Raw genomic sequence first — 14870 nt, 5'->3', positions numbered from 1 at the left:
ATTAAGCTCCAGTTACCGCTTTTACTTCAAAACGATAAACAGCTGGTTCAAATGGGGAATAAATTAATTGACCATCTAATAAGTTATAGATTTGGAATCCAACTTTGTTTGTACCAGCGAATTTTTCAATTAATTTTTGTAATTCCATAGCTCCAATAACATCTTGAATATGGAATGCTGAAAAATCACCAAAATATAAAACTGGTACATCTGGTTTTCCTTTTACATCAGCTGCATCAGTAAATTCCACAGGATACCCAACAAGCGTATTACCAATACCGCCCTCTGCTTGTGTCATTGGACGTAATAACGGAAATCCATCAGCAGTTTTCATTTTCTCAATTGCCGTTAATGCTGCACGGTTAATAATAAATCTTCCTTTTTTCATTACTTCTGTAACTGGTGTATTTTTAAATTCAATTAATGCATCATACATTTTTTGACCTGCATCAGTTGCCTTTAAATCTACCGGTACAGAAGGTGTAAATGCTACTGCTTTCTTCGCTAACGCACCAGGATTTTCATTTCCGGCATCATCGCCGTTAAACATGAAATTAATTTCTTTACGTACATAAGCCTTTTTCAGCTCGTCCACAACGATTTGTTCAATTGGAGCACCTGTCATTTTCAATAATTTTTTAGTAACAGTAGCAAGCGCATCAAACTCAGCTGGATCAAGTAACACTTCATCAAATTCAATATCTGTTGCTACGATTTCATCACTATCTTTACGTTCCTTCTTACGTACATTTGCATCTGCTTTCTTAACAAGAACAGGATATTTCATATCACCTGCTGTTTTATGAACTGAACCATATTTACGTAGTAAGTTCTCTTCTTGAGCATACGTAATAATTTCAGAAGCAATGACTTCTGGAATAGTTACTGATCCATTCCCAGCTTCAATACCAAGTGAACGAGCTTCAGCTTCACTAATTCGACCAACTACAAAATTAGCAAACGCTGAACGAATTTCTTTTTCTTTCTTTTTAGTAGTTTTATGACCTCGAGTAGAAAGACCTGTTGCAATAGCTGCCATTGCTGATTGACGTTGTTCTGCTGTTAAACCAGTTCTATTTTCGCCGCCCTCAGGATTTCCAGTACGACCTTCTCCACCTTCACCAGAACCTTCAGTACCAGATTCCCCAGCACCTTCTTCATCATCTTCGTTTCCGTCTTCACCTTCACCATCATCTTCAAGATTTGCTAAAGCATCTGCAACTTCTTGTAATTGTTTGTTAATTTCATCAATTTCTTCTTGAATTGCTGGTAAGTCTTCAGCACGTAATTCAGGATTCTCAACCTTTGTACGTAATTCCACTAATCTTTCATTGCTTCGTTTTTGTAATGCTAATAATAATTGTTTGTTCATTTACTTTCCCTCCAGGATTTGATTTATTTGTTTAATCATTTTCATTCGTTGTTCTATTTCTTTTCCGATTTCTTTACTGCGAACTAAAGATACTTCCGTATCGTCATAAGCTGGTATTGAAACAACCGATATTTCATAAAGTTCTACTTCTTTAATGGTCCTTAATGCTGGTTCAACATTATAATCCCAATTCTCTTCTGTTATCCAAAATCCAAATGAGCATTGGTTAATATCACCCCTGGACATACTTTCCGCTAAATCTCGCCCAACAGATGTATTAGGTAATTCAATTTCGAATTTCAAACCTTTTTCATCTTCTTCTAGTCGCAATGTACCACTTTTTGTTCTTCCCAGGACATTATCCCAGTTATGATTGAATAGCGCTCTAATATCACCATTCTCAGAAAGAGAACGTGCAAATGCACCAGGTTCAATAACTTCATCGAACCAGCCACCAATAGTTGTCTTTGAATTAAATACAGCTGCATAACCCGTTATCTTTGAAGGGTGTTCTTCCGTAGCATCTCTGGTACTTAATTTGGTGATGTCAAATGTCCGTGTTTCCTTTGTCTTTGCCATTTCCATCACCTCCCTTCAGTGAATCATCTGTAGCTTGTTTTTCACCAATTTTTGATAAATCATTTGAAATATAGATAGCTTGTGACTCAGGTGTATTTTGCATAGGAAATCCAAGCATATCTGCCACATTATCTGGTGATGTAATACCCGTTCGAACAATGTTATATGCAATATTTGTTTTCATGCTATACGTAACGAAATCAAGGATATTAATCTTGAATTTAATACGTTTTCCCGAATTTTTCCCGAAAAAAAGAAGACTCAAATGGTCTTCAAAATTTTTCATTATCGGTCTAACTGCCTTGTTATGCAAATACATCATAGCTTTCTCAAGGTCTTCCTTAATTAAAGCTGTGTAAGTATCCACATTTATACCTAAAAACTTACCTAAATCCTTTTTATATACATTTAAATAGGCCAGAGTTTTTTCATCATCTAATGGGCTCTTAAGTGTTTCTATTGAATACCCTTTACCAAGAGGAATCATTTTAACGGACCTTGATTCATCAATCGATTCCAATTGATCTAAAATTGCTTTGATTAACATAGACTGCGCACCATTCTTAGGATTAATATGCGCATCCATCTTTAACATAAAGGCTAACAAACCACCTTTTTTATATTTATCCGTTAAAGTTTTCTCAGCTGACATAACCCCTTCAAGCGTATCCTTTCCTAAATCAAGAATACCTTTTCCTTTTAAGTGGTCCGCACCAATATTTTTCACATGACGAATCATAAAGGATGAAATTTCTTCTCCACCAACTCTAAAATGCTCTATCAACCTATTATCTAATTCCGTATAAACATTTGATGCTAAATGTAATTGATCACCATCCAGGACTGGGAAAGTTTCACCCTGGAGTAAATAGGTATTAGTCATTAACTTAATGAATTCCGATTGTGTAAGATAGTTATTTGGATTCCTTAATACTTTAAGAGCAAAATCATCTTTAATTTCTTTGCCTTCTTTATCTTCCACAACTATCTCAGCTAACATCATTTGATTACTTATATCTTGTAGCAACTCATAAACATCGCTAGATTCTAAAATATTGTCACTGCTTACATACCTACCACCATAACGAATGCTATTACCTAAAATGTCATCAAACAAACCACGCTTCTCTAACTTTCGATACAAATAATTTGAAAAACGATCGCGTAAACCCAATTTCTCACCGCCTTTCTATCTATAAATCTCACCAATTAATTCATCCATGCCCTCTTCACTCACATCATCCATAATCATCATGGTTTCTTTGTGAGCAACTAAAAAAGCAACAAATCCATCGATTTTCTTTTTGGACTGTCGCTTACTTGGTGCCTTCATTCCATTAATATTTGTTACTACTACAACATTAAGAGCGCAATAAACAAATAAAGGATTGTCTGTAAATAAACGCTTTTCATAAATTAGTATTTCTGAATCATCAAGCATTGCATTCATAACATTTGGATACTGATTTACCGCAATACATTCTAAACCAAGATTTTCAAGTTTCTCTATTAACTTTTGAGACATCGCTGGATCATAATTTATTTGTTGTACATCGTATAAATCCATACATTCAACTATATATTCCATAACTTGATCCTGATCAATCATCTTTCCATCACAAAACGTAGCAAAACCACGTTCAACCATATCAGTATATGGAACATTATCCTCTTTTTCTTTAAAATCTATGTTTTCATTAGGAAGGAAATACATTTGTTTCACTTTTATAATCGACCTTCCTTCATCATCATGTGAAGGGAAGTTTAAACTCACACATGTTAAATCTGTTGTTTTAGATAAGTCTAATCCTAAATAACAAATTTCACCTGTAAGATCACCCAAATCTTCCACAAGAACATGCTGTACTTGATCATGTTCAAAATAATTATCCGCACCATTTACGAAAACATTTAAGTGTTTTGAAAGGAACTCAGCTTTTGAATGTGCGGACTGCTTCGCTTTTTTGAATTCAATCTCAAGTTGTTCCATCGTAACGGAAACACCAATATTGGGGTTAACCATTTCCCAAACTTTACGATCTTCCCAATCATAATTTTTATTAGGTTCCCAGATTGCAACAAATAAAGAATCATCATCATCATTTTCAAGAACAAGTTTCGCATATTTATAAACACGCATACCAACAGATGAAGCACCCTTACCAGCCGTTGAAATATTAAGCATCATTGGTTGTTCACGAGAAATTTGAGCTGACTTTAAGTTATCATACATGTCCATATTTTCTTGTGCATGGAGCTCGTCATTCAACACAAAATAAGGGTTCTTTCCTTCAAGACCCTTCGTGTTTTTCGTTAATACTTTGAATTTATTTTGATATGCAATTCCATTGATGCTATATCGATACATAGCACCACTAACTGTTCCATTCACACCTTTATAAATTTGTGTATGTCGTGCTAGAGGTTCGGAGTTTTCTATTGCTTGTGCAATTGGTTCAGCTGCATTTTGCGCTTGTTCATAATCCGATGCCGCACAATAACAATCCGCTCCAAGTTCAAGTTCTCCATACATAGCATAGAGCAATGCACCTGCTGCAATAATTGTTTTTCCATTCTTTTTTGGTACTTGAACATATGATTCACGAATAACACGGACTGTTTTTCCTTTTTCGTTTTTATGATACCAACCATACATATTCGCAAAAACAAACATTTCCCAAAGCTCTAATTCCATCAATTGACCTGCAAGTGGTCCTTTAACATGACGGATGAACGATTGAACGAAGTCTAACATTTCATTCGCTCGATCTACATCAAACCAAATATCTTTACGCTTTTTCCACTTCTTATAACGTTCTACAGCAAGAATGATCGACTTCGGGTACTTCTTTTTATTACGCATGACGTTATTCGCATACTTATCAGCATAGTTAACGCCTGGTGTAATAATCATTGGGTTTTCCGCCATTTATTCCGATGAGCTGCTAATTCGTCTTTAGGCTCATTAGATTGAATATTCCCTGCATTTTTGGGTGTCTTTTGTACACTTTTCCCCTTATTCGTCATTCCTAGAGCTTCTAACATTTTATTCTTCTTATCATTCCAAGTTTCAACTTGTTGAGCGAGCGGATGTTTCATTTCATTTACTGCACCAGCCTTGTTTTTATGCATTTTTGTAGGAGCAAAACCATCGGCTTTCCATTCTTCAAACATCGTTTTATAAATGATAAAAGCATCTAAATAATTATCAATTAATGGTTCTAAGGAAGGTGTGAAATTATCATCTTCAGTCAATAATTTTATGATTCTATTTCGTTCTTCATCCCTTGCAACATCTAGCATTTCCAACTTTTTCTTCTTTGACATTCGAGCCATTTTCACACCCCCCTTCATTTTTAAAAAATGGCGCAACTATTGATATGCCCCCTACGCTACCTATCCTCCCCAGAGGACAAATTTTAATTTTTGATAGGGGGGCTTCCGAAATAACTCGGAAAAACTTTTTTCGGTTTATCTTCATTTTCTTCAATTGTATGACAAACTGGACAAAGTAATCTTAGGTTATTCTCTTCTAATTTAAGAGTTGGATCTTCCTTGATTGGTATTACATGATGAACATGAGCACGCCTACCAAAGACGAACCTTCCACATCGTTGACAGCATCCATTCTCTCTTTCATATACCTTTGACCTAACATACTTCCATACATCAGTACGATAGAATGGTTTGTTCTCATGATGATAGATGTTCTTCTTATCTTTCTTCTTCCTTGGTTTGTTACGCTTATGTTCTTCACAGTAACGTCCTTTGCTTATCTTGTTATGGCAGCCGTTAAAGTCACAGTACTTCATGATAGTAATTCAATGATATCTTCTTTCTTTTTAACATCAGCTGGAATCTCAATGCCTAGCTCATCAGCATACTCACGTAACTCTTTTATTGTCTTATTACTCAAGATAAGTTCTGTACCTGCTTTACCAATAGCCAACGTATCTTTAGTCAAATATCCTCCTGTTGCAAATCCTTTATCAGCAATCATACTCTCAGGATTAACAGTTACTTCAAATCCTGGTTCTTCACCTGTAGGAACAAATAGACTCTTCTTCTTTTCATTATCCCAATACTCTGTACCTGATATTGTTTTTCTTGTTTCAGTAATCAATTAGATTCACACTCCTTATAATTATTTTCTTTCTTCCAAGTCTCGAACTCTTCTTTAGCAAGACCGAAACCTTTATCTAACCATTGCAACTGTATCTTGTTTTGTTCCACAATCTCAGAGCTAGTTTTAATTGTTACTACAATCTGTTCTCTTCTAGCCTCTTGTTCTTTAATCCACGCATCCATTTGCTTTACATATATCTCATCTGGACTCATTTACTTAACACCATCCTTTTTAAATGCAACACGTTTGCGCTTATCTTTACCTAGATAACCTCAAGAACTCTCTCATGCCATCTACAACCTCTTTATCGTTTTCAATAAGCCTACCTTTGACATAGATATCTCCATTACTTTTCAAAGATACAATCTCTTGTTCACCAACTTTTAAAATGATACTGTCATGTGAAGTATCTCTTGCCAACTTATTTAAATCTCCATTATGAAATATAAGACTCATCTCTACACCACCTATGTAATTTTTTGCATAATAAAAAGCACCCGTTTTGGATGCTTTTTATAGTTTGAATTTTTCTACTGTATCTGTTAGCTCAACTGCTATTCCTAATAAGCTTTTTTTCGTTCCTGTTTCTGCTTCTTTCTTTTTAATAAGCCACTCTGGATAATTTAATTCTTCCAGTAGATTTCTGAAATGTTTTGGATTTACTTGTAGGATATCAGGATTTTTCCCGTTAAACCTTCGATATTTCATTAGTGCTTCTAATAATTCTTCATTTAACATGAATTATAGTTCCTCCCCTTATATTCTACGTTTATAACTATTCATTACTGTCTACAATGATTCCTGTAAATGATTCCATTTCTTATATAGTTTAAAAGGAGGCTGTTATGAAATTCTTAAAAATACTACTTATTCTCTTTGTTTTTATCATTCTTACATGGTTTTGGTTTCCTAAATAAAAAAGAGCAACCATGCACCAGTTGCCCTTTCATCAATTCTTTATGTTATTACTATAAACTCTTTTTGCAATAGTTAACATGAACTGAAGTGAACTTAACATTTTGTTAACTTAACTTCTGAGCATATTCAATCATACGCTTTATTTGCGCGTGTTTATTATAGATATAGCGCGGACTATAATGTAACTCTTCAGCAAGCTTTTCCAATGTTTTGCCCTCCACATACTTACCATACATGATCTTGTGTTCCAAACCATGGAATGTACTAATTACCTTTTTGAAATCAAACATGTCATTCATTTTTAAAGCTAATTCATGTTCACGAGTAGCAATACGATCTTCTAGTTTCGCTCCTTCTGATTCAGCTGTTAAACGTACTTCCCACAAATCACCACCAGCCCAGCGTTTTAATTCTCGTTTACTTCTATATAAGTCATTTTCCAAATAAATGATTTCATCTTCTAATTTTTGATAATCCTTTAGCCACTCTAACATTATGTGTGCCACCTCACTTATTTTAAGATGTCAGCTTGCACAAAAATATTTCTCCATGCATTTGTAACTCTCTCCTTATCCATTGCTCTTGCGCGACGGTCAATGGCTTTTTTTATCTTCTTTTTCTTTAAGTTAGCCACATCAACACTTCCTTCTCTCTATTGTTTTAATCGAATCTTATTAAACACTATTTACAGCCTGAATGAGCGGTTTTAGCACTTCCTAGACTTATTGTATTCTCAATTAAAAACAAGCCTTTTCTTACGTGATTTTAGCATCCCATTCATTCGAACTGTTGTTCTTTGACTAGCACCTCACGCAAGTCATTAATCGTTATATCCTTCTCAATTAAATCTTCCTCTTGTACATGGCAATTACGAACTTTTTCAACTGCTTTTTCCATTGTTTCCGCTTCAACAACTGCTTCATACATTTTCATTTGAGTAAAGGTAATATTGAATGTTTTCATTTCGTTCTCCCTTTCTATTCAAATATCTATTTTGTTTGGCTTTTCGACTGTTCAAATGCCTGTTTCTCACACTCTTTACACGCTACAATGTCACCAGACTCATCAAATTGATAAATAGACTTTTCTTCAATATCCTTATTTAAAAAGCAAATGTCACAATTGAATTGCTGTTTCTTATCCACTAATTCGTCATTGATTTTCTTAGTTAGTTTTACAGTTCCAATTTCTTCATACGGTTCAACGGAATACCCTTTCTCTTGTAACATTTTCGCAATATCTTGCATATCTTTCCATGCTTCTGTACCTTGGCCAAATTTAATTGTGATTGTATTCATTTTCCATTCTCCTTTCAATATCCCGTGTGATATATGAATAATCTTTTTTATATTACAAATACTATCTACGAGTCAGCTACACTCTTTCAAAACGGAGCTTTACCCCTCCGAACTGTTTAGGCACTTGGCAGGTGATTTGGTCAATTACCTGCCATTCCGATTAAAATAGCACTTTTGTTTAGTTTTACTCTTCAAAACTTCATCATACAAACTCATAAAAGTAGTTTATTTATTGCTTGTCTGCAACTTAATATCTGGAATAATTTCTTCCGGTCTAAATAGTACTTTGTAATGGTATGCATCTTCGTATTTAGCATCTGTTTGTTCAATGAAGTAACTTACATTATCACTTAATCCAAGGTAATGTTTCTTATATTTACCATCACCAGTCTTGCAAGTTACAGTTATCTTCTTCCCATCACCAGCGTCTAAAGCGCATAATCCCTCAATACTTAAAAGGTATTTATCAGTTATACCATTGAAGAACACTACTCTTCGTTGAACCTCAAACGAATCAGCTGATTTAGATAAATTTTGTGAAACTGTATCTGCTTCTGTACTACAACCTGCTAAACCCGTTATTGCCATAATAGACATTAAACCTGCAATTATTTTCTTTTTCATTTCCCGCTCCCCATTTCTTATAAAATTCAAATTGTATTACATTAAAAGAAGGCACGTGGTCCATACATACTCCCTTTGTTTCACTCAATCCTGTAGACCCCCATCTTTACCAAACTGAGCAGCATTTTTATTAATTTTTGTTAAGATACGGCTAATTTGAACTTGGCTACACCCTACTTCATTTGCAATGTTTTGTTGTGTCCTGTTCTGTAGACTCATATCTAATACGATGTGTTCTTTATGTGATAATTGAGATTTAAATGCCTGTATCACCATTCTATTAATCGATACATCCTCGACGTTTTCTGCTTTTTTATCTTCTAGCATGCTTTCCAAGGTTAATTCTTCATTCCCGTTAGACTGGTGTACAACTTTATTCAAGGACTGTGTACCTGGTTGATAATGTAATGCGTTGTTTACTACGGATACATCTTCATTTAGGATACTTGCTATTTCTTCTGGAATTTCATCTTCTAGGTTTTGTCTCAGAATTTTCCCCTTTATACTGTATACACTCCGTTGCACTTTCACCTTTTGATGATCTCGAATGGCTCGGCCAATTTCACCTATGATTTTAGGAACAGCATACGTTGAAAATTTACAACCATACTCAAGATCAAAATTATCCCTTGCTTTAATAAGACCTATCATCCCAAATTGAGTTAAATCCTCTATATCTAAACCCGTATCATGTTCTATACTCTTCATTTTTTTCGCATATCGTTTCCAAACACAATGATGAACAAGCCTTCCATACTTCTTCATAAATTCAGTGTCTGACATTTCTCTAACGTTAACTCCAGCTTTTACTTGGTCTCTTTCTTTAGTCATTTTTTGGATTCTCCTTCTTCAAAGTTAGGAAAGTGTTTTTCTTGTAACCTTGCAAAAGCTACCGAAAGTTCTTCTTTAGCTGAATGTTTATTGTCTTCTAACACTTTTTTAAAATCATCCAAAAAATCCCGTACTCTTTCATCAGTTTTCGCTTTAACTATTAATTTCCACAGCAACTCTTTAATACCATCAAGTATTTCTCCACTCTTATTATTTGCCATTACCTCGCACTCCCTGCCGTAATTGGAATTTTATAACACCCTTCTCTTAACCGATCTAAAATACGTCCACCCTGTAAATGGCCCAGACGTTCCTTTAGTTCCTCATCACTACAGTTACTCGTAATAATCATTCGTCTCCACGTACTGTATCGATAATCTACAATCGTATATAAAAACTCTGCTGCAAACTCTGAAGGCTTTTCTGCTCCTAAATCATCTAGGACTAATACATCGCACTTCATGAGTAATGCCATAATTTCCGCCTTACTTTCCTTATCACTGCTAAATGTAGAGCGTATCCTATCTAACAGTTGTGTCACGTTATATACAATTACTTTAGGGCCCATACTCTCTAAAGTGTGTTTAATCGAATAACAAATTCTTGTTTTTCCAGATCCGAATCCACCTTGTAAAAACAGCCCTTTTTCTTTCTTTTTTGAGATATTTTCAATAAAATATATTGCACCTTTAACTGCCTTCTCGACGCCCGCTCTCATTTCAAAGTTCTCAAGTGTAGCATCGATATATCTTTCTGGTGTTGGCATTAAATATCGATTTTTTTCTCCTCGTTGCATTCTCTTTTGTGCTGCCTCTACAACATCCTGATATCTAATTTCATCTTGTTCCGCAGATGGTTTCCTTAAGCATTTAGGGCATACTGGCTGCACTTTCCCCGTGGAATTAACACCCGGTACTTTTGCGCCTTTTAAATGTTTTAATAAGTAAATGGGTAACTGCATCATTGGAATGAATATTTTACAAGTTTTACACCATGCACCCTCTTCAAGTGACATAGCCTTCATTAATTCCTCTACACTGACTGAGTTTCTCACTTCTCGATCACTACTGAACACTCTTTGAAAAAGTTCTTCTCTCCCCATTTAGCACACCCCTAGAATGGCAAATCATCTTGTTCCTCTGCTTCTTTTTGGAAATGTTCCAACCGTTCCTCAGCAGACATTTCCGAATGTTGCTTTGTTTTTGGTTTGCTATTTAAGTAGCTTTCAAACTTTGTTCCAAATAGTGTTTCAGGTCTTAAATATTCATCCCATTTTGCATCTCCAAACCAATGAGATTTCTTTATGTCAATTACTTTCTTGAACTGTTCAACTTTATAGCCTTCAGCTAGTCTTGCTTTTATTAATGTTTGAGTTTTCTTAGTTGAGGTACGATAACTTTTATTACATGTAGTGTTGAGATAGTTTACTATCTCGACTATATATTCTGTAATCTCTGTAGATAGTCTCTGTGTATTCTCTGGTATTGGTCTGGTCAAATTGTCCGGTAGCACATGGTCACTTTTACCACTTCTTCTAGTCAAATTGTCCACATCGTTTACCGTTTCGAGCGAACATAATTTATCATAATCAATGGTGTACCATTTAGTTTTATCGAATTTCATCTTGTTGTAATTACCAGTCAATAAAATCTTGGTTTCTTCTAAATTTTTCAAAATACGTCTAATTGTCTTTTCACTCCAAAACGGAAATTGTTTAGACCATTCAACAGCACTGTTATATATCCAACGTCTTTCATCATAAAAATGGTTAGAACGATTTAACCAGTAATGTATTTGTTGCAAAAAGACGGCTTCATTTAATCCGATACTCTTTGCTAATGATGGAAGAACTAGTAACGGTTCTTCGTTTATGATTAATTTGCTCATATAGGCACCTCTTATATTTAAGGGGCATAATCATGCCCCTCTTTTCATAAACTGGACATGTATGTTATATTTCTAATAAGTAATTTTTTTAAGTATTTTTATTTAGTAACTTGTTGGCGCAAGTTACTTTTTTAATCACTTTCACCATCCTCTATAACTCCTAAAATATTGCCTTCTAAATCTTCAACTGTTCTATACATAGTTAATCCCAAATCATTTTTAAGGAAATCGTTTATCTTTTCTTTCGCTTTTGGTGAATTGTCTATAAAATCCAAAATCACGTTATTTACCGCCCAGTAGAAAGGCATTTCATAAGATGGGCAATCATATATACCTCTCATTCGCCCTTTTAGATGTCTATATTCCAGTCCTCTATGCAAGGCATATTCCATAAATGTTTTAAAAGTTTTTTGCTGTTCTTTGTCTTCTCGATATTCTTTATATAGCCGTTGACCTTCTATTGCATTCCCTCCAAGAAGAGCACACACCTCATTGACACTAAAATCCCAAACATGAATAATATCTATAATCTGCTTACCTATACTTAAAGTTTGCTCCTTCACTCTATTTAACACATTGTTAACCTCATTAATGAAAAGTAGTTTTTCACTGGCACGTTGTATTTCCATAATCTCCATTAACCATTCATGCTGTTTTTGTAAACTTCTCTTTCGGTCATACAATTCGTCCATATCTTTGAAATTCGATTTTAACCATCGCTTGTACCAAGCAATTGCATTAAAGACAATCATTTTATAAGGATATTCATTCCACTCTGCACCAAAAACTTTAAAAAACTCGACTTGATTGGTCATTTTACCTTTTCCAAATGTTTCAGAAACAAAATGAATTTGATTATCACGCGAATACACACAGATGTATTCACCCCTATATTCTTTAAAAAGAAATACATTTTGTAATTGCTCCAACTGTAATTGATCAGGAACTAACCTAAGTTGTTTTGCTTTCTTTTCAATACTTCTAAACACTTCTTTGTTTGTTATCATCTCCACGTAATGGTCCTCCTTTTAGATAATTAGATCATTGGTCTCCAGCCCTCAATAAACTTTAAAGCCTCATCAAAATCTTTCTTTAAAATATCTCGATAGCTATTCACATCAAATGCATCTTTTAAATTCTTACCTAACAAACCAAACAACTTACGTGTAGTGCCATGAACCTCTTTATCAATATGGCCGTGCTCCCATAGAAAATAGATACGTCTACCTTTTGCCTTCTCTATTACTCGTTGTTGTCCAAAATCAATAGTTAATTGCTCTTCAATAACATGTTCTAACTTGCTAACTCGATTGTTTAAATTAGTTGCTCCTGCTGCAATTATTTCAATTTGTTTGAATGGGTCAGTAGGGATTTCATTTTGTTTTTTTATATGTTGTTCCATTTGGTGAAATCGTTCTATGTAAGAAGCGGAAAACAATGTCCCTTTCTTACCTGTCATTTTATGAGCGATTAATTCGCAGCCTTTTTTCGTGATGTTATAGCAAAGTTTTTTTCGATTCAATGAATCTTTGTACGAACTTTCAATGAAATAATTAGTTGGGCGCAATTTTGCGCTCATCTCTTCACCATCCAAATAGCTAATGTATGTTCTGATATCTCGCAATAATTCCTTATGTTCCTTCCCTACCATCTTTGCTACTTCCAAACTTGATAATGTCAGTTGTTCGTTTATTGGTGTTAATTGGTCCATATAAACCCCTCCTCATTTTTAATAATGCTTGTCCACCCTACACACTTGGAATGACTCGTATTGAGTTCGTATGACGATGAACTAAATGTAATTCGCCATCTACCTTCTTAAAGATTAACCAGCTCTCAGGATTCAATTTGTATGATTTAAGGTGGATCTTTTCACGCTTGGTTAATTTTTTACCGTTTTTCATTTAAATTCCCCTCCAGTTACTTCGCAAATAGGTCGTCTACCGTTGTTTTAAAATGTCGTGCGAGTAATTTTGCTTCCGTAAGAGTAAAATCACGTTTTCCTTTTTCCTTTAGGTAATACGTTTGCTGGCATATGTTTACTAACTTCCCAGCATCCTCTTGCGTCATACGATGTTCTCTTCGAACAATAAATAGGTTTTTATACATCGCTATCATCATCCTTTATAAACTTTTCAATTGGCTTGTCCAAAAAATAAACTGTTAAAGAGACTATACAAATTACGAGTGCAACTATCATTAACGAAAACTGGCTTTCCTCAATCATTATTCACCCTCCCTAAAGTACATTTTAAGTGAACTTAAATGTTAAAAAAACAATCTAAAAGTTCACTCATTCCTACCCTCTCTAAAATAGTCCACACTTACGCCTAATACATCTGCTATCTTACATATAACAGAAAAAGGCGGTTGTATAGTACCATTGACATATCCAGACACTGTAGCTTTTGCTTTACCTAATTCCTTTGACAGCTGACGTTGACTGACTCCATGTTCAAGAAGAATCCAAGTAAGTTTTTTGTTGTCAAAATCCACTATTGCTCACCTCACTTATGAAATCATCATAGCATAAGTTCACTAAAAATGTACATTATATTTTAAGTTTTTTAAAAATAAAACAAAAAAGTTTGTTTAGAGTGAACTTTTATATTACAATGTGTATGAGAACTCTTTATAGAATGGAGGGATAAATATGTTAGGGACTAGGGTTAAAACACTTAGAAAAGAGATAAAGTTAACACAGCAAGCATTAGGAGATAAAGTAGGTTTGAAAAAGTCTTCCATCTCGGAAATTGAAAACGGAAGAAATGCTCCAAGTAATGAAGTGTTAAATAAACTGGCAGGAGCCTTTGGTGTTACAGCTGATTACTTATTGGGACGCTCAGATCATAAACAATTAACAATGGATGAATCTTCTGAGATCAAAAAAGAAATGCTTGAAATGGCTGGTAAAATCGAAAAGCTTGATAGCTCCAAACAAGAAACCATTTTAAACATGATGAAGAATATCTTAGAACAAGCATCTAAATTATAGTAAAAGAGATTGACAGCTCATTTGCCATCAATCTCCTTTTTTAATTCTCCAATCGCTTGGAAGATCACTTCGCATTCTGTTTCTTTCTCCAATAATAAGATTTTTTCAATTAACTCCAACTTTTTAATATCTACGCCTACAGTGTTTAACATCAAAATTCCTCCTATTTCATTTTACTCAAAAATCAGGTGACACAGTTTTACGATGCGTAATTTTATTTGTGTCACTCCTTAAACGCAC

General features: G+C 34.4%; 27 protein-coding genes. 1 reads left to right on the top strand and 26 read right to left on the bottom strand.

The window, feature by feature from the left end; all coding sequences use genetic code 11:
* Nucleotide 1: 1 nt before the first annotated feature.
* The 25 genes from QCI79_RS16840 to QCI79_RS16725 all read right to left on the bottom strand — a co-directional run bounded on the left by QCI79_RS16840 (nt 2) and on the right by QCI79_RS16725 (nt 14131).
* Nucleotides 2-1372, bottom strand: coding sequence for a phage major capsid protein (locus QCI79_RS16840; RefSeq protein WP_021728207.1), 1371 nt, complete (start codon nt 1370-1372; stop codon nt 2-4).
* Complete coding sequence (locus QCI79_RS16835) at nt 1373-1951, bottom strand: HK97 family phage prohead protease (protein ID WP_021728208.1); 579 nt, start codon at nt 1949-1951, stop codon at nt 1373-1375.
* Nucleotides 1920-3125 (bottom strand): phage portal protein, encoded by a 1206-nt coding sequence (locus tag QCI79_RS16830; RefSeq protein ID WP_021728209.1) that lies wholly within the window; start codon nt 3123-3125, stop codon nt 1920-1922. The genes QCI79_RS16835 and QCI79_RS16830 overlap by 32 nt, the downstream gene beginning before the upstream one ends.
* A gap of 15 nt (nt 3126-3140) precedes the next feature.
* The gene (locus QCI79_RS16825; RefSeq protein ID WP_042991585.1) at nt 3141-4865 is read right to left on the bottom strand and encodes a terminase large subunit; all 1725 of its coding nucleotides are present in this window, start codon (nt 4863-4865) and stop codon (nt 3141-3143) included.
* On the bottom strand, nt 4862-5287 hold the full coding sequence (locus QCI79_RS16820) for a P27 family phage terminase small subunit (RefSeq protein ID WP_021727918.1): 426 nt from the start codon (nt 5285-5287) through the stop codon (nt 4862-4864). Before QCI79_RS16820 ends, QCI79_RS16825 begins: the two co-directional genes overlap by 4 nt.
* A gap of 83 nt (nt 5288-5370) precedes the next feature.
* Nucleotides 5371-5763 (bottom strand): HNH endonuclease, encoded by a 393-nt coding sequence (locus tag QCI79_RS16815; protein WP_021727917.1) that lies wholly within the window; start codon nt 5761-5763, stop codon nt 5371-5373.
* Nucleotides 5760-6074 (bottom strand): Rho termination factor N-terminal domain-containing protein, encoded by a 315-nt coding sequence (locus tag QCI79_RS16810; protein ID WP_021727916.1) that lies wholly within the window; start codon nt 6072-6074, stop codon nt 5760-5762. Before QCI79_RS16810 ends, QCI79_RS16815 begins: the two co-directional genes overlap by 4 nt.
* On the bottom strand, nt 6071-6289 hold the full coding sequence (locus tag QCI79_RS16805) for a hypothetical protein (RefSeq protein WP_021727915.1): 219 nt from the start codon (nt 6287-6289) through the stop codon (nt 6071-6073). Before QCI79_RS16805 ends, QCI79_RS16810 begins: the two co-directional genes overlap by 4 nt.
* A 46-nt stretch (nt 6290-6335) precedes the next feature.
* Nucleotides 6336-6533, bottom strand: coding sequence for a hypothetical protein (locus QCI79_RS16800; RefSeq protein WP_000052394.1), 198 nt, complete (start codon nt 6531-6533; stop codon nt 6336-6338).
* Nucleotides 6534-6590: 57 nt separating this feature from the next.
* Nucleotides 6591-6815, bottom strand: a complete 225-nt coding sequence (locus tag QCI79_RS16795) for a hypothetical protein (RefSeq protein ID WP_000930965.1) — start codon at nt 6813-6815, stop codon at nt 6591-6593.
* 284 nt (nt 6816-7099) lie between these two features.
* Entirely contained in the window at nt 7100-7489 is a 390-nt protein-coding gene (locus QCI79_RS16790) for a hypothetical protein (RefSeq protein ID WP_000895343.1), read from the bottom strand.
* A gap of 17 nt (nt 7490-7506) precedes the next feature.
* Nucleotides 7507-7629: a DUF3983 domain-containing protein gene (locus QCI79_RS16785; protein WP_021727914.1), complete on the bottom strand. Its 123-nt coding sequence runs from the start codon at nt 7627-7629 to the stop codon at nt 7507-7509.
* Nucleotides 7630-7772: 143 nt separating this feature from the next.
* Nucleotides 7773-7958 carry a hypothetical protein gene (locus tag QCI79_RS16780; RefSeq protein WP_000847100.1) on the bottom strand — a complete coding sequence of 62 codons (186 nt, stop codon included), beginning with the start codon at nt 7956-7958 and terminating at the stop codon, nt 7773-7775.
* Nucleotides 7959-7984: 26 nt separating this feature from the next.
* Nucleotides 7985-8293: a DUF8088 domain-containing protein gene (locus QCI79_RS16775; RefSeq protein WP_016099095.1), complete on the bottom strand. Its 309-nt coding sequence runs from the start codon at nt 8291-8293 to the stop codon at nt 7985-7987.
* Between the two features lie 225 nt (nt 8294-8518).
* The gene (locus tag QCI79_RS16770; protein ID WP_000726817.1) at nt 8519-8917 is read right to left on the bottom strand and encodes a beta-sandwich lipoprotein; all 399 of its coding nucleotides are present in this window, start codon (nt 8915-8917) and stop codon (nt 8519-8521) included.
* Nucleotides 8918-9001: 84 nt separating this feature from the next.
* Nucleotides 9002-9748 (bottom strand): sigma-70 family RNA polymerase sigma factor, encoded by a 747-nt coding sequence (locus tag QCI79_RS16765; protein WP_021727913.1) that lies wholly within the window; start codon nt 9746-9748, stop codon nt 9002-9004.
* Nucleotides 9745-9969, bottom strand: a complete 225-nt coding sequence (locus QCI79_RS16760) for a hypothetical protein (protein WP_000002743.1) — start codon at nt 9967-9969, stop codon at nt 9745-9747. Before QCI79_RS16760 ends, QCI79_RS16765 begins: the two co-directional genes overlap by 4 nt.
* The gene (locus QCI79_RS16755; protein ID WP_021727912.1) at nt 9969-10850 is read right to left on the bottom strand and encodes an ATP-binding protein; all 882 of its coding nucleotides are present in this window, start codon (nt 10848-10850) and stop codon (nt 9969-9971) included. Before QCI79_RS16755 ends, QCI79_RS16760 begins: the two co-directional genes overlap by 1 nt.
* 11 nt (nt 10851-10861) lie before the next feature.
* The gene (locus QCI79_RS16750) at nt 10862-11635 is read right to left on the bottom strand and encodes a conserved phage C-terminal domain-containing protein (RefSeq protein WP_021727911.1); all 774 of its coding nucleotides are present in this window, start codon (nt 11633-11635) and stop codon (nt 10862-10864) included.
* 131 nt (nt 11636-11766) lie between these two features.
* Nucleotides 11767-12642 (bottom strand): hypothetical protein, encoded by an 876-nt coding sequence (locus QCI79_RS16745; protein ID WP_228220166.1) that lies wholly within the window; start codon nt 12640-12642, stop codon nt 11767-11769.
* A gap of 29 nt (nt 12643-12671) precedes the next feature.
* On the bottom strand, nt 12672-13346 hold the full coding sequence (locus tag QCI79_RS16740) for a Rha family transcriptional regulator (RefSeq protein WP_021727909.1): 675 nt from the start codon (nt 13344-13346) through the stop codon (nt 12672-12674).
* Between the two features lie 37 nt (nt 13347-13383).
* Complete coding sequence (locus QCI79_RS35025; protein ID WP_000788368.1) at nt 13384-13539, bottom strand: DUF6906 family protein; 156 nt, start codon at nt 13537-13539, stop codon at nt 13384-13386.
* Between the two features lie 16 nt (nt 13540-13555).
* A complete protein-coding gene (locus QCI79_RS16735; RefSeq protein WP_021727908.1) occupies nt 13556-13744 on the bottom strand; it encodes a helix-turn-helix transcriptional regulator in 189 nt (62 codons plus the stop codon).
* Nucleotides 13737-13862 (bottom strand): hypothetical protein, encoded by a 126-nt coding sequence (locus QCI79_RS16730; RefSeq protein ID WP_021727907.1) that lies wholly within the window; start codon nt 13860-13862, stop codon nt 13737-13739. Before QCI79_RS16730 ends, QCI79_RS16735 begins: the two co-directional genes overlap by 8 nt.
* A 62-nt stretch (nt 13863-13924) precedes the next feature.
* Entirely contained in the window at nt 13925-14131 is a 207-nt protein-coding gene (locus tag QCI79_RS16725; protein WP_021727906.1) for a helix-turn-helix domain-containing protein, read from the bottom strand.
* 157 nt (nt 14132-14288) lie between these two features.
* On the opposite strand from QCI79_RS16725, the gene QCI79_RS16720 reads away from it, so the two are divergent.
* Nucleotides 14289-14630: a helix-turn-helix domain-containing protein gene (locus QCI79_RS16720; RefSeq protein ID WP_021727905.1), complete on the top strand. Its 342-nt coding sequence runs from the start codon at nt 14289-14291 to the stop codon at nt 14628-14630.
* 17 nt (nt 14631-14647) lie between these two features.
* Here the strand turns inward: QCI79_RS16720 and QCI79_RS16715 are convergent, their stop codons facing one another.
* Nucleotides 14648-14782 (bottom strand): hypothetical protein, encoded by a 135-nt coding sequence (locus QCI79_RS16715; protein WP_023901185.1) that lies wholly within the window; start codon nt 14780-14782, stop codon nt 14648-14650.
* Nucleotides 14783-14870 lie beyond the last annotated feature (88 nt).

It is taken from the genome of Bacillus cereus group sp. MG1 (assembly GCF_040460035.1).
In the GTDB taxonomy this organism is placed as follows: Bacteria; Bacillota; Bacilli; order Bacillales; family Bacillaceae_G; genus Bacillus_A; species Bacillus_A cereus.
Note: the sequence above shows the minus strand (reverse complement) of the source record. Positions and strands in the feature narration are given on the sequence as shown.

Excerpts from the sequence above, each read along its gene's own strand:
- QCI79_RS16840 (WP_021728207.1), bottom strand. The coding sequence starts at position 1,372 with ATGAACAAACAATTATTATTAGCATTACAAAAACGAAGCAATGAAAGA.
- QCI79_RS16835 (WP_021728208.1), bottom strand. The coding sequence starts at position 1,951 with ATGGCAAAGACAAAGGAAACACGGACATTTGACATCACCAAATTAAGT.
- QCI79_RS16825 (WP_042991585.1), bottom strand. The coding sequence starts at position 4,865 with ATGATTATTACACCAGGCGTTAACTATGCTGATAAGTATGCGAATAAC.
- QCI79_RS16820 (WP_021727918.1), bottom strand. The coding sequence starts at position 5,287 with ATGGCTCGAATGTCAAAGAAGAAAAAGTTGGAAATGCTAGATGTTGCA.
- QCI79_RS16815 (WP_021727917.1), bottom strand. The coding sequence starts at position 5,763 with ATGAAGTACTGTGACTTTAACGGCTGCCATAACAAGATAAGCAAAGGA.
- QCI79_RS16805 (WP_021727915.1), bottom strand. The coding sequence starts at position 6,289 with ATGAGTCCAGATGAGATATATGTAAAGCAAATGGATGCGTGGATTAAA.
- QCI79_RS16800 (WP_000052394.1), bottom strand. The coding sequence starts at position 6,533 with ATGAGTCTTATATTTCATAATGGAGATTTAAATAAGTTGGCAAGAGAT.
- QCI79_RS16795 (WP_000930965.1), bottom strand. The coding sequence starts at position 6,815 with ATGTTAAATGAAGAATTATTAGAAGCACTAATGAAATATCGAAGGTTT.
- QCI79_RS16790 (WP_000895343.1), bottom strand. The coding sequence starts at position 7,489 with ATGTTAGAGTGGCTAAAGGATTATCAAAAATTAGAAGATGAAATCATT.
- QCI79_RS16780 (WP_000847100.1), bottom strand. The coding sequence starts at position 7,958 with ATGAAAACATTCAATATTACCTTTACTCAAATGAAAATGTATGAAGCA.
- QCI79_RS16775 (WP_016099095.1), bottom strand. The coding sequence starts at position 8,293 with ATGAATACAATCACAATTAAATTTGGCCAAGGTACAGAAGCATGGAAA.
- QCI79_RS16770 (WP_000726817.1), bottom strand. The coding sequence starts at position 8,917 with ATGAAAAAGAAAATAATTGCAGGTTTAATGTCTATTATGGCAATAACG.
- QCI79_RS16765 (WP_021727913.1), bottom strand. The coding sequence starts at position 9,748 with ATGACTAAAGAAAGAGACCAAGTAAAAGCTGGAGTTAACGTTAGAGAA.
- QCI79_RS16760 (WP_000002743.1), bottom strand. The coding sequence starts at position 9,969 with ATGGCAAATAATAAGAGTGGAGAAATACTTGATGGTATTAAAGAGTTG.
- QCI79_RS16755 (WP_021727912.1), bottom strand. The coding sequence starts at position 10,850 with ATGGGGAGAGAAGAACTTTTTCAAAGAGTGTTCAGTAGTGATCGAGAA.
- QCI79_RS16750 (WP_021727911.1), bottom strand. The coding sequence starts at position 11,635 with ATGAGCAAATTAATCATAAACGAAGAACCGTTACTAGTTCTTCCATCA.
- QCI79_RS16745 (WP_228220166.1), bottom strand. The coding sequence starts at position 12,642 with ATGATAACAAACAAAGAAGTGTTTAGAAGTATTGAAAAGAAAGCAAAA.
- QCI79_RS16740 (WP_021727909.1), bottom strand. The coding sequence starts at position 13,346 with ATGGACCAATTAACACCAATAAACGAACAACTGACATTATCAAGTTTG.
- QCI79_RS35025 (WP_000788368.1), bottom strand. The coding sequence starts at position 13,539 with ATGAAAAACGGTAAAAAATTAACCAAGCGTGAAAAGATCCACCTTAAA.
- QCI79_RS16735 (WP_021727908.1), bottom strand. The coding sequence starts at position 13,744 with ATGTATAAAAACCTATTTATTGTTCGAAGAGAACATCGTATGACGCAA.
- QCI79_RS16730 (WP_021727907.1), bottom strand. The coding sequence starts at position 13,862 with ATGATTGAGGAAAGCCAGTTTTCGTTAATGATAGTTGCACTCGTAATT.
- QCI79_RS16720 (WP_021727905.1), top strand. The coding sequence starts at position 14,289 with ATGTTAGGGACTAGGGTTAAAACACTTAGAAAAGAGATAAAGTTAACA.
- QCI79_RS16715 (WP_023901185.1), bottom strand. The coding sequence starts at position 14,782 with ATGTTAAACACTGTAGGCGTAGATATTAAAAAGTTGGAGTTAATTGAA.